The sequence below is a fragment of the Burkholderia sp. BCC1644 genome, from assembly GCF_902833225.1.
Lineage (GTDB): Bacteria > Pseudomonadota > Gammaproteobacteria > Burkholderiales > Burkholderiaceae > Burkholderia.
Genome location: NZ_CADFEI010000002.1, coordinates 265,613 through 277,954, shown reverse-complemented (window position 1 = coordinate 277,954; position 12,342 = coordinate 265,613). Strand labels below are relative to the sequence as shown.

9 protein-coding genes and 1 tRNA gene are annotated in these 12,342 nt (G+C 65.5%); 8 read left to right on the top strand and 2 right to left on the bottom strand.

Annotation, left to right across the window (positions count from 1 at the left end):
* Positions 1 to 71: 71 nt before the first annotated feature.
* A complete protein-coding gene (tsaD, locus tag HWX87_RS04545; RefSeq protein WP_176045986.1) occupies positions 72 to 1,112 on the bottom strand; it encodes a tRNA (adenosine(37)-N6)-threonylcarbamoyltransferase complex transferase subunit TsaD in 1,041 nt (346 codons plus the stop codon).
* A 130-nt stretch (positions 1,113 to 1,242) separates the two neighbouring features.
* On the opposite strand from tsaD, the gene HWX87_RS04540 reads away from it, so the two are divergent.
* From HWX87_RS04540 to HWX87_RS04510, 7 genes are all read left to right on the top strand, one after another.
* The gene (locus HWX87_RS04540) at positions 1,243 to 2,463 is read left to right on the top strand and encodes an NAD(P)/FAD-dependent oxidoreductase (RefSeq protein ID WP_176045985.1); all 1,221 of its coding nucleotides are present in this window, start codon (positions 1,243 to 1,245) and stop codon (positions 2,461 to 2,463) included.
* Between the two features lie 105 nt (positions 2,464 to 2,568).
* Entirely contained in the window at positions 2,569 to 2,781 is a 213-nt protein-coding gene (rpsU, locus tag HWX87_RS04535; protein ID WP_006751743.1) for a 30S ribosomal protein S21, read from the top strand.
* Between the two features lie 194 nt (positions 2,782 to 2,975).
* On the top strand, positions 2,976 to 3,422 hold the full coding sequence (locus HWX87_RS04530; protein WP_176045984.1) for a GatB/YqeY domain-containing protein: 447 nt from the start codon (positions 2,976 to 2,978) through the stop codon (positions 3,420 to 3,422).
* Between the two features lie 70 nt (positions 3,423 to 3,492).
* Entirely contained in the window at positions 3,493 to 5,364 is a 1,872-nt protein-coding gene (dnaG, locus tag HWX87_RS04525; protein WP_176045983.1) for a DNA primase, read from the top strand.
* 88 nt (positions 5,365 to 5,452) lie between these two features.
* On the top strand, positions 5,453 to 7,870 hold the full coding sequence (gene rpoD, locus HWX87_RS04520; RefSeq protein ID WP_176045982.1) for an RNA polymerase sigma factor RpoD: 2,418 nt from the start codon (positions 5,453 to 5,455) through the stop codon (positions 7,868 to 7,870).
* 129 nt (positions 7,871 to 7,999) lie between these two features.
* A tRNA-Ile gene (locus HWX87_RS04515) sits at positions 8,000 to 8,075 on the top strand.
* 345 nt (positions 8,076 to 8,420) lie between these two features.
* Complete coding sequence (locus tag HWX87_RS04510) at positions 8,421 to 9,971, top strand: phospholipase D family protein (protein WP_176045981.1); 1,551 nt, start codon at positions 8,421 to 8,423, stop codon at positions 9,969 to 9,971.
* A 7-nt stretch (positions 9,972 to 9,978) separates the two neighbouring features.
* Here the strand turns inward: HWX87_RS04510 and HWX87_RS04505 are convergent, their stop codons facing one another.
* Positions 9,979 to 11,445, bottom strand: a complete 1,467-nt coding sequence (locus tag HWX87_RS04505) for a PLP-dependent aminotransferase family protein (RefSeq protein WP_176045980.1) — start codon at positions 11,443 to 11,445, stop codon at positions 9,979 to 9,981.
* Positions 11,446 to 11,680: 235 nt separating this feature from the next.
* Between HWX87_RS04505 and HWX87_RS04500 the strand changes: the two genes are divergently transcribed.
* Positions 11,681 to 12,331 (top strand): pyridoxamine 5'-phosphate oxidase family protein, encoded by a 651-nt coding sequence (locus tag HWX87_RS04500; protein ID WP_176045979.1) that lies wholly within the window; start codon positions 11,681 to 11,683, stop codon positions 12,329 to 12,331.
* Positions 12,332 to 12,342: the final 11 nt, after the last annotated feature.

Sequence of the window (12,342 nt, the reverse complement as noted above, 5' to 3'; positions counted from 1 at the left end):
GCTGCGTCTTTTTGTCGCGCCAATGAGAAAGGCCGCTCACCGAGCGGCCTTTTTTGCGTGGGTTGCGCGGTTCAGCGTGCGAGCGACGCGAGGTCCCAGCGCGGCTTCACGGTGAATGCGTAGTCGGCATTCGCCTGCTCGGGCCAGCGGCCGAGCCGCAGTGCGCCCGCCAGCGCGATCATCGCGCCGTTGTCGGTGCAGAGCGCGAGATCGGGATAGTGCACGTCGAAGCCGCGCTTGGCCGCGGCGGCCGACAGCGCCGCGCGCAACTGGCGGTTCGCGCCGACGCCGCCCGCGACCACGAGGCGCTTGAGCTTCGTCTTTTTCAGCGCGGCGAGCGACTTCGCAACGAGCACGTCGACGGCCGCGTCGACGAAGCCGCGCGCAAGGTCGGCCTTCGCGCGGTCGAGCGCAGCGCCCTCCAGCTTCGCCGCTTCGAACTTCTTCATCTGCGTGAGCACGGCGGTCTTCAAGCCGCTGAAGCTGAAGTCGAGATCGCCCGAATGCAACATCGGGCGCGGTAGCACGACCGCGCCCGGCGTGCCCGTCTCGGCGAGCTTCGACACTTCCGGGCCACCCGGGTAGCCGAGGCCGATCAGCTTCGCCGTCTTGTCGAACGCTTCGCCGGCCGCGTCGTCGAGCGTTTCGCCGAGCGTTTCGTACACGCCGACGTCGGTCACGCGCATCAGTTGCGTATGGCCGCCGGACACCAGCAGTGCGATGAACGGGAACGGCGGCGGTTCGTCGACGAGCAGCGGCGACAGCAGATGGCCTTCGAGGTGATGGATGCCGACGGTCGGCTTGTTCCAGGCGAGGGCGAGCGCATTGGCGATGCTCGCACCGACCAGCAGCGCGCCGGCCAGGCCGGGGCCCTGGGTGAACGCGATCGCGTCGATGTCGTCGCGGCGTGTGCCGCTTTGCGCCATCACTTCCTCGAGCAGCGGCAATGCGCGGCGGATATGGTCGCGCGACGCGAGTTCGGGCACGACGCCGCCGTACTCGCGGTGCATCGCGATCTGCGAATGGAGCGCGTGCGCGAGCAGGCCGCGCTGCGTGTCGTAGAGCGCGAGGCCGGTTTCGTCACAGGAGCTTTCGATGCCGAGAACGAGCATGGGTGCGGGCAGGGCGCGCCGTATCGAGCGCGCCGCAGGAAGGTCAACGTAACCGGAAAGTATAGCAGGCGAGGGCCTGCCGCCGCTGGCGGCGGCCCGGGCCCGATGCCGGGCAGGTACAATCCGCGCCATGGAAACTTTTGACATCGCCGTGATCGGCGCGGGCGCCGCCGGGATGATGAGCGCCGCGGTTGCCGGGCAGCTCGGCCGCCGCGTCGTGCTGATCGATCACGCGCCACGGCTCGCCGAGAAGATCCGCATCTCGGGCGGCGGCCGCTGCAACTTCACGAACCTGTACGCCGGGCCCGACAACTATCTGTCGTCGAATCCGCATTTCGCGCGTTCGGCGCTGGCGCGCTATACGCCGCGCGACTTCCTCGGGCTGCTCAAGCGCCATCACGTGACCTGGCACGAAAAGCACAAGGGCCAGCTTTTTTGCGACCACGGCAGCGACGCGGTCATCGACGTGCTGAAGCACGAGTGCGACGCAGGTGGCATTGCGTGGCGCCGGCCCGTGGTCGTCGACGCGGTGCGCCACGCGCCGGCCGATGGGTTCGTGCTCGACACGCAGCAGGCGGGGGCGATCGGCGCGCGCGCGCTGATCGTCGCGACGGGCGGCCTGTCGATCCCGAAGATCGGTGCGACCGACTTCGGCTACCGGCTGGCGAAGCAGTTCGGCCACAAGCTCGTCGATACGCGGCCCGCGCTCGTGCCGCTGACGTTCGCGCAGCAGGACTGGGCGCCGTTCGCGGCCCTGTCGGGCGTGTCGCTCGAAGTGCGCGTGTCGACTGGCGACAAGAAGCGCGGCGGCGAATTCGTCGAGGATCTGCTGCTGACCCATCGTGGCCTGTCGGGGCCCGGCATCCTGCAGATCTCGAGCTACTGGCAGCCCGGCGACCCGATCCGCGTCGACCTGCTGCCGCAGCGTGACACGGTGGCCGACCTGCTCGACGCGAAGCACTCGTCGAAGCGCCAGATCGGTTCGCTGCTCGCCGATTGGGTGCCGTCGCGCCTCGCGCATGCGTGGCTCGACACGCATCGCGTCGCGGCCGACGCGCGGCTCGCGGACCTGCCCGACAAGACGCTGCGCCAGATCGGCGAGGCGCTGTCCGGCTGGACGCTGACGCCGAACGGCACCGAGGGCTACAAGAAGGCCGAAGTGACGAAGGGCGGGGTCGATACGCGGGAGCTGTCGTCGTCGACGATGATGAGCGCGCGCGTGCCGGGGTTGTTCTTCGTCGGCGAAGCGATGGACGTGACGGGCTGGCTCGGCGGCTACAACTTCCAGTGGGCATGGGCGTCCGGCACGGCGGCCGGGCAAGCCGCGGCGGAGTATTCGCGCGGCGCCTGACGGGCCGGCGCCTCTTGGCGGGACCAGGCCCCGTGCCTTTGGACAATCCAATCGCTCTGCTATACTCGGTAGTCTTTCCCTGCAAACCTTTATTCGTGTCGGATCATGACGATCATTCGCGTTAAAGAGAACGAGCCGTTCGAAGTTGCAATGCGTCGCTTCAAGCGCACGATCGAGAAGAACGGTCTGCTGACCGAACTTCGCGCGCGCGAGTTTTTCGAGAAGCCGACCGCGGAGCGCAAGCGCAAGAAGGCCGCTGCAGTGAAGCGTCATTACAAGCGAATTCGCAGCCAGACGTTGCCGAAGAAGCTGTACTGAAGGATTGGGCGCCGCGCGGTTCGCTGAGCGGCGCACCGGCGACTCCGCGCGATTCGGTACGATCGCGCAGCCGATCAGGCGGCGAGTCGCCGATGCCGGATTCGAGCAACCCGCTTGAGACACTGTCCCAAGCGGGTTTTTGTGTTGACGCCCATTCGCGGGCGTCGGATTCACGTTTCCATTCCGGGTGAAAGATGAGTTTGAAAGAGCAGATCAGCGAAGACATGAAGGCCGCAATGCGCGCGAAGGAAAGCGAGCGCCTGGCGACGATTCGCCTGCTGATGGCCGCGATCAAGCAGCGTGAGGTCGATGATCGCGTCACGCTCGACGACGCGGACATCACGGCCGTGATCGACAAGATGATCAAGCAGCGCAAGGATTCGATCAGCCAGTTCCAGGCCGCAGGCCGCGACGACCTCGTCGCGAAGGAGCAGGCCGAGCTGGTCGTGCTGGGCGGCTACATGCCCGCGCAACTGTCGGACGCCGAAGTGGCGGCCGAAGTCCAGGCGGCGGTCGCGCAAACCGGCGCAGCCGGCCCGCAGGACATGGGCAAGGTGATGGGCGTGCTGAAGGGCAAGCTCGCCGGCCGTGCCGACATGACGGCCGTTTCCGCGCAGGTCAAGGCCGCGCTCACGAAGTAAAACCCGTTCCCGGCGCGCCCAGCGATGCGTGCGCCGGGCGTCGTATTGTCTTTTTTCGCTCGATCCCACGGTGATTCCGCATTCGTTCCTGCAGGACTTGCTGAACCGCGTCGATATCGTCGACGTGGTGGGCCGGTACGTGCAGCTCAAGAAGGGCGGCGCCAACTTCATGGGGTTGTGCCCGTTCCATAACGAGAAGAGCCCGTCGTTTACCGTCAGTCCGACCAAGCAGTTCTATCACTGCTTCGGTTGCGGCGCGCACGGCACGGCGATCGGCTTCCTGATGGAGCACGCGGGGCTCACGTTCCCGGAAGCCGTGCAGGAACTCGCGCAGTCCGTCGGGCTGACCGTGCCGCACGAACCGTCGATGCGCGGTGGCGGTGGGGGCGGTGGCGGCGACTATCCGGCGCCGGTGTCGAAATCGGTCGCGACCGCGCTGTCCGATGCGATGACGGCCGCGTGCGACTACTACCGCAAGCAGTTGCGCGGTGCGACCGTCGCGATCCAGTACCTGAAGAACCGGGGCCTGACCGGCGAGATCGCCGCGCGTTTCGGTCTCGGCTACGCGCCGGACGGCTGGCAGAACCTCGAAACCGCGTTCCCGGACTATCGCGACGAATCGCTCGTCGAGTCGGGGCTCGTGATCGTCAGCGAGAAGACCGACGCGCAGGGCGTCGCGCGCCGCTACGACCGGTTCCGTGAGCGGATCATGTTCCCGATCCGCAACGTGAAGGGGCAGGTGATCGGCTTTGGCGGCCGCGTGCTCGGCAGTGGCGAACCGAAGTACCTGAACTCGCCCGAAACGCCGCTGTTCAACAAGGGTAGCGAGCTGTACGGGCTGTTCGAGGCGCGGCTCGCGATTCGCGAGCGCAAGTACATGCTGGTCGTCGAAGGCTACATGGACGTCGTCGCGCTCGCGCAGCTCGGGTTTCCGAACGCGGTCGCGACGCTCGGCACCGCGTGCACGCCGATTCACGTGCAGAAGCTGTTGCGCCAGACCGACACGGTCATTTTCAGTTTCGACGGCGATTCGGCCGGACGGCGGGCGGCGCGGCGCGCGCTCGAGGCCTGCCTGCCGCATGCGGGCGACAATCGCACGATCCGGTTCCTTTTTTTGCCGACCGAACATGATCCGGACAGCTATGTACGCGAGTTCGGTGCGGACGCGTTCTCCGAGCAGGTCGAGCGCGCGATGCCGCTGTCGCAATTTCTGCTGAACGAAGCAATTGCGGGCAAGGCGCTCGATCAGCCGGAAGGGCGCGCGAAGGCGTTGTTCGATGCGAAGCCGCTGCTGCAGGCGCTGCCCGCGAACGCGTTGCGCGCGCAGATCATGCACATGTTCGCTGACCGCCTCGATATCCCGTTCGAAGAGGTCGCGGGGCTGTCCGACGTCGATACGCGGATCGCGGCGCCGCCGCGCCAGGCGCCCGCGCGCAGCGAGCGCCGCCGCGTGACGGACAGCGAAAAGCGCGCACTGCGCACGCTGGTGATGCATCCGCGCATCGCGTCGCAGCTCGACGACGAGCAGATTGCGACCCTGCGCGCGTTGCCGCGCATCGGCGAGTTGTTCGCGGAAGTCGTCGATCATGCGCGCGCGCTGGGCGACGGCGCGGAGTTCCGGCTGCTGTCGGATGTCCTGCGGACGTCCTCGAACGGGGCGACTTACGAGGAAATCTTCCGCGAAATTCTGGACTATGATGAAAACGTCCGCGATTTGCTGTTACAGAATCCGGAAGACGAGACGGTGCCCGAGCGGCAGCGTGAGCAGGAACGGATCGCGGGGGAGGAACTGCAGGCGGCGGTGCTCAAGATGCGCTATGACGCTTGCTGTGACCGGCTTGACCGGCTGGCGCGGCAATCCACCTTCACACCCGAGGAATTGGCCGAATTGACGGAATTGAACCAGCAGCGAACCGACATGAAACGTCGGCTCGGGCTGTAGGCGGCCGGGGCGCTTAGAGAGGGCTCCCCAGCGTGCTATAATATAAGGTTTCCAGCGGTTTGTTTTCCAAGCAGAGGCGAGAATCGCGATGGCAAAGACGACAGGCGGAAAGAAAGCAACAGGCAAGGGCTCGACGGAGCCGACCAAGAAGGTCACAGCGGCCAAGTCTGCTTCTTCCACCAGGACAACGTCTTCAGCCACGTCAGCCTCAGCGGGAAAGAAAACCGCGGCCGGCACTGCTCAGGCTGCGCCGGCACCGGCAGCCAGAACACGGGCTGCCGCGAGACCCGACTCCGGGCCGGCCAAGCCGGCGGCGAAGCGGGCAAGTGCGAAAAGCGCAAGGGACACGACTGCCGACGCGGACGAAACGGCAGTACGTACTACTCATGCACCCACGGTTCAACCGGCTGTCGTCCAGCAGCCGCGAGTCGATATAGCCGGTACGGCGAACTCCATGACCAAAAAGCTGAACGAAGTATCCGTCGTTGACGACGCAAATCAGAGCGACGAGCAGCCCGCAGCCGCGGCTGCACCGGGCAAATCCAAGGTGCGCGATCGTCGCGCCAAGGAAAAGGCGCTGCTGAAGGAAGCGTTCGCGACGAGCACGCCGGGCACGGCCGAGGAGCTCGAAGAGCGCCGCGTGAAACTGCGCGCGCTGATCAAGCTCGGCAAGGAGCGCGGCTTCCTGACGTACGCCGAAATCAACGACCACCTGCCGGACAACTTCACCGAGACCGAAGCCCTCGAAGGCATCATCGGCACGTTCAACGACATGGGCGTGGCGGTCTACGAGCAGGCGCCGGACGCGGAAACGCTGCTCCTGAACGACAACGCGCCGGCCGCGTCGTCGGACGATGAAGTCGAAGAGGAAGCGGAAGTCGCGCTGTCCACCGTCGATTCGGAATTCGGCCGCACGACCGATCCGGTCCGGATGTACATGCGCGAAATGGGCACGGTCGAGCTGCTCACGCGCGAAGGCGAAATCGAGATCGCGAAGCGGATCGAGGACGGCCTGCGCCACATGGTGATGGCCATCTCCGCGTGCCCGACGACGATCGCCGACATCCTCGCGATGGCCGAACGCGTCGCGAACGAAGAGATCCGCGTCGACGAGCTCGTCGACGGCCTGCTCGATCCGAATGCTTCGGACTCCGCCGATACCGACGGCTTCTCCGCGAAGGAAGCGGAAGCCATCGAGAACGAGGACGAGGAAGCCGAAGAGGAAGAGGAAGAAGAGGAAGAGGAGGAAGACGACGGCGCCGCGCAGGCATCGGCGAACGCCGCCCAGCTCGAAGCCCTCAAGCGCGCCTCGCTCGACAAGTTCTCGCAGATCAGCGAGTGGTTCGACAAGATGCGCCGCGCGTTCGAAAAGGAAGGCTACAAGTCGAAGGCCTACCTGAAGGCGCAGGAAACGATCCAGACCGAACTGATGACGATCCGCTTCACCGCGCGTACCGTCGAGCGCCTGTGCGACACGCTGCGTGCGCAAGTGGATGAAGTGCGTCAGGTCGAACGCCAGATCCTGCACACCGTCGTCGACAAGTGCGGCATGCCGCGTTCGGAATTCATCGCGCGCTTCCCGGGCAGCGAGACGGATCTCGACTGGTCCGAGAAGATCACGGCCGAAGGCCATTCGTACAGCGCGGTCCTGTCGCGTAACATCCCGGCGATCCGCGAACAGCAGCAGCGCCTGCTCGACCTGCAGGCGCGCGTCGTGCTGCCGCTGAAGGACCTGAAGGAAACCAACCGCCAGATGGCGGCCGGCGAACTGAAGGCACGCCAGGCGAAGCGCGAAATGACCGAGGCCAACCTGCGTCTCGTGATCTCGATCGCGAAGAAGTACACGAACCGCGGCCTGCAGTTCCTCGACCTGATCCAGGAAGGCAACATCGGCCTGATGAAGGCGGTGGACAAGTTCGAATACCGTCGTGGCTACAAGTTCTCGACCTACGCGACGTGGTGGATCCGTCAGGCCATCACGCGTTCGATCGCGGACCAGGCGCGCACGATCCGTATTCCGGTTCACATGATCGAAACGATCAACAAGATGAACCGCATCTCGCGGCAGATCCTGCAGGAAACCGGTCTCGAGCCGGATCCGGCAACGCTCGCCGAGAAGATGGAGATGCCGGAAGACAAGATCCGCAAGATCATGAAGATCGCGAAGGAGCCGATCTCGATGGAAACGCCGATCGGTGACGACGACGATTCCCATCTTGGCGACTTCATCGAGGACAACAACACGGTCGCGCCGGCGGATGCAGCGCTGCATGCCAGCATGCGCGACGTCGTGAAGGACGTGCTCGATTCGCTGACGCCGCGTGAGGCGAAGGTGCTGCGGATGCGTTTCGGTATCGAGATGAGCACCGACCACACGCTCGAGGAAGTCGGCAAGCAGTTCGACGTCACGCGCGAGCGGATCCGTCAGATCGAGGCCAAGGCGCTGCGCAAGCTGCGTCACCCGAGCCGTTCCGACAAGCTGAAGTCGTTCCTCGAAGGGAACTGATTTCGAGCGTCTCTCCTGCGAACGCCGCCGGTATCTGCATGATGCCGGTGGCGTTTGTCCCCTTTGTTGTTACAATGCCGGCCCGGCTGCATTGCCAGGGCGGCGTGTAGCACGCGTCGTATCTCATCAGGGCTTGTAGCTCAGCGGTTAGAGCAGTCGACTCATAATCGATTGGTCGCGGGTTCGAACCCCGCCGGGCCCACCAGATTTCATGCCGCGCCACGCTGTGCCGTGGCATGCCGAAAACCCGCGATGGCTGCATGCGTCGCGGGTTTTTCTTTGCATGTGCCCGCATCGATCTCCCCGCTGACATCCCGCTGCGAGCGCTTCCACCGCGTGTGACAGCGGTATGTCGCGCGCCGGCCGGGCGTGTTGCAGCACCGCCACCGGGAAAACGCGGAAACGGTGCAGTGCCGATTGCAATCGAAGTATGCTGTGGCGCGGCACGGCCCGAGCGCGATACGCGTCGCGCGCCCGGACTGCCGATCCGCGCCGCGCTCGATCCGGCGCCCAGAATAAACAGACTTCGCCGGGAGTGGGGGCGGTCATCATGACCATGCTGCGTTCGTGGGGTGCGATTCTCTCGTTGCTGGCGCTCGTTGCGTGCGCCAGCCTTCCGCCGCAGGCCGATCGCGCGCCGACGCATGCGTTCACCGATACGGAACACACGCGGCTGGGCGCCGCGTTCCGGCAGCAGGCCGCCGAGCATCCCGGGCAGGATGCGTTTCACTTGCTGACCGATCCGGTCGACGCGCTGGACGCACGTGTGCTGCTGGCCGACCGGGCAGACCGGTCGCTGGATCTTCAGTACTACATCTGGCACGACGACCTGACCGGGCATGAACTGGCCGATGCCGTCATTCGCGCGGCCGATCGCGGCGTGCGCGTGCGTGCGCTGCTCGACGATCTCGGCACGAACGCGGACGACCGCAAGCTGCTCGAGATCAGCTCGCATCCGAACATCGAGATCCGTTTGTTCAATCCGGTGGCGACGCGCCGGTTCAAGAAGATCGGCACGGTGTTCGAGTTCGCGCGCGTCAACCGGCGCATGCACAACAAGGCGCTGATCGCGGACAACCAGGTGGCGATCGTCGGCGGCCGCAATATCGGCGACGAGTACTTCGGCGCCTCGTCGATGCTGGAGTTCGGCGATCTCGATGTCGTCGTCCATGGCCCGGCGGTGAAGGACATCTCGACCGAATTCGATACGTTCTGGAATTCGCCGTACGCGTATCCGATCGATACGCTGGTCGGGCACGACGCTGCGCCGGGCGGGCTCGATCGCGAGCGCGAGCGGCTGCGCGACTACCTGAGGGCCATGGAGGACAATCCGTACGTGCTCGAAGCACGGCAGCGGCTCGACCGGATCGTGCACGGGCAGGGTACCGAATTGTCGTGGGGGCACGCGACGGTGCTGTACGACGATCCGTCGAAGATCGCGCATGCGCCGAAGGACAGCGACGGGCACCTGTTGCCGAAGTTGCGAGCACTTGCGTTGCAGCCTCAGCATGACCTGCTGATCGTGTCGCCGTATTTCGTGCCGGGCAAGGACTTCGTCGAGCGGCTGCGCGCGTATTCGGCGCGCGGCGTGCGTGTGACGGTGCTCACCAATTCGCTCGCGTCGACCGACGTGGCGGCCGTGCATGCCGGCTATCGCCGCTACCGGAGCGACCTCGTCGCAGCCGGCGTGCAGCTCTACGAGCGGCGGCCATCGGGCGACAAGAGCATTTCGAAGGACGTCATCATCGGCTCGTCGCGTGCGTCGCTGCATGCGAAAACCTACGTGTTCGACCACCAGCGCATTTTCATCGGGTCGATGAATTTCGATCCGCGCTCGCTGAACCTCAATACCGAGATCGGTGTGTTCTGCGAGAGTCCGGCGATCGCGTCGCAGGTTGCCAACGATCTGGAATCGCGACTCGACCGGATCGCGTGGCGTGTCGAGCCGAGGACCGATACGGCCGGGAAAGGGCGGCTCAAGTGGATTCAGACCGATGCGGACGGAAAGGTCACCGAAATCGATCACGAGCCGGAAGTGTCGGCGGCGCGGCGGATGGAAGTCTGGTTTCTGGGGCTGTTTCCGATCGAATCGCAACTGTGAGCGACGCTCAGCGGCGCGTGCGGCCGAGCCGTTCGATGACGGCCGCGAACTGCGTCGTTGCCGTCTCGATCCTCGCATCGTCCAGCCCGGAATAGCCGAGCACGAAGCCGTTGTACGGGCGGCCGTCGCCGACGCGACAGGTGCTCAGCGGCTGCAGCAGCAGGCCATGCGCGGACGCGGCGCGCGCGACGTCGGTGTCGTGCAGCGGCGGCGCCAGATCCGCCGACAGATGCATGCCGCCCGGGCTGTCACGCACGCTCAACGCGGTGCCGAGATGGCGGGCGAGGGCCGCTTCGAGGCTGCTGCGCCGGTCGGCGTAGCGTGACCTCATCTTGCGCAGGTGCCGCGCAAAGAGACCGGTGTCGATGAATTCGGCCATCGCGAGCTGGTCGGCGGAATGTCCGCGATGGACGAGTTCGCGCAGCGTTCGCGTGAAGCGTTCGACCAGGGCAGGCGGCACCACCATGAAGCCGAGCCGAAGGGCGGGAAACATCGTCTTGCTGAACGTGCCGAGATAGCAGACCGGCGCGTCGGGATGCAGGCCCTGGATCGCGGGCAACGGCTGGCCGCCGTGACGGAACTCGCTGTCGTAATCGTCCTCGATGATCCATGCGCCGCACGCGATCGCATGCTCGACGAGCGCCGCTCGCCGCCGGGGGCTCATCAGCGCGCCGAGCGGGTATTGATGCGATGGCGTCGTATAGATCAGCCGGGGCGGCTGGTTGCGCCACTGTTCGCCGGTGGGCGCCATCCCTTCGTGATCGACCTCGATCGGCACGAGATTCAGGCCGGTCGACTGGAAGGCCGTCCGGGCGCCGTTGTAGCAGGGATTCTCGAGCCAGCCGTTTTCGCCGGGATTCGCCAGCATGCGCGCGCACAACTCGAGGCTGCCTTGCGTGCCGTCGGTGATGAATACCTGATCCGTGTCGCAGCGCACGCCTCGCGACACGCGGATGTAGGCGGCCACCGCGCGCCTGAGTTCGGGCAGCCCTTCGGCCGGGCCATACGCGAGGTGGGCGGGCTTGATGGTTTTCCACGCGTGCTCGATGCAACGACGCCACTGTGCAACGGGGAATTCGTCGAGCGAGGGCAGGCCGGGGACGAACGGCAGCATGCGTTCGGGCTCGGGATCGGCGTTCTCCAGCCCGTGCACGCGCGCCGACAGCTGAACCGCGGGCGGGCCGTCTTCATTCGTGGTGCCCGCGCGGCTGGATCCGTCCCATCGCGTGATCGTGCCGTTGCGCGTGGCGGCCACGAAGCCTTCTTCCGCCAGGCGCTCGTATGCATAGACCGCCGAATTGCGTGCAATGCCCAGCTCGGCCGCGAGTACGCGCGTCGACACGAGCCGCGTGCCGGGCGGAAGGTGCCCGTCGAGCAGCAGGGTGCGCAGGCTGCGGTACAGCGCTTCCTGCTGGCTGTGTCGGGTCGTGCCGTCCTGTCGGGAAAGCGACGAGATGAGCAGCGCGAGATCCATGGGCTGGTTCCAGAAATTTCCGTTGTGCTGGTTCTTTTGAAGATGCCACGCGCATCGTATCGTTCACGTGCTCGCGGTACAGGCTGGAGCGCAAGGCATTCCGGCGATCGTCGCGGCGCGTTGCACGCGCGTATTTTGATCGATTTGACGCGCGACTGTCGACAAGCCCGGCGACGGCGCGTTCGGCCACGAATGCAACGCGATATCGATTCAATTCATTTCGCAGTACCTATATATGAAAGACCAGACTGAAATTTCGCCGACACCACGTACGACCATTCGCCGGCTACCCGAGCTGGCCAGTCATGATCGCGCGATGCTCCACCGCATCGTGGACGAGGCCTACGTCTGCCACATCGCGTTCGGCGACGGACAGAACACGCACTGCATCCCGACCGCGCACTGGCGGCGTGGCGACTTTCTCTATATCCACGGATCCAACGGCAGCCGGATGATCAAGGCGCTGTCGGCGGGCGCGCAGGCTTCCATCGCGATCACGTTGCTGGACGGTCTCGTGCTGGCCAGGTCGGCCTTCAACCATTCGATGAATTATCGATCCGCGGTGATCTACGGGCAGTTCGATGGAGTGGAGGGCAGTGCGGAAAAGCTCGCGGCGCTCGATGCGTTGATGGACAAGATCGCACCGGGCCGCCGGCATGAAGCGCGGCCGGGCAATTCGAAGGAAATCAATGCGACCAGCGTGCTGCGGATTTCGATGGACGAAGCGGCCGTGAAAGTCAGCGATTCGCTGCCGTCCGACAAGGAGGAGGATCTGGAACTCGCCGCCTGGGCCGGAGTCCTGCCGCTGAAGATGACACGCGGCGCGCCGGTGCATGCCGACGGCAACGTGCCCGTGCCGGACTACGTGCGGAACTGGGCCGATTGAGTCGTGCATCG

Bases quoted from the DNA above. Each gene is read 5' to 3' on its own strand.
- HWX87_RS04530 (WP_176045984.1), top strand. From the start codon at position 2,976: ATGAGTTTGAAAGAGCAGATCAGCGAAGACATGAAGGCCGCAATGCGC.
- HWX87_RS04540 (WP_176045985.1), top strand. From the start codon at position 1,243: ATGGAAACTTTTGACATCGCCGTGATCGGCGCGGGCGCCGCCGGGATG.
- rpsU (WP_006751743.1), top strand. From the start codon at position 2,569: ATGACGATCATTCGCGTTAAAGAGAACGAGCCGTTCGAAGTTGCAATG.
- HWX87_RS04510 (WP_176045981.1), top strand. From the start codon at position 8,421: ATGACCATGCTGCGTTCGTGGGGTGCGATTCTCTCGTTGCTGGCGCTC.
- rpoD (WP_176045982.1), top strand. From the start codon at position 5,453: ATGGCAAAGACGACAGGCGGAAAGAAAGCAACAGGCAAGGGCTCGACG.
- HWX87_RS04505 (WP_176045980.1), bottom strand. From the start codon at position 11,445: ATGGATCTCGCGCTGCTCATCTCGTCGCTTTCCCGACAGGACGGCACG.
- HWX87_RS04500 (WP_176045979.1), top strand. From the start codon at position 11,681: ATGAAAGACCAGACTGAAATTTCGCCGACACCACGTACGACCATTCGC.
- tsaD (WP_176045986.1), bottom strand. From the start codon at position 1,112: ATGCTCGTTCTCGGCATCGAAAGCTCCTGTGACGAAACCGGCCTCGCG.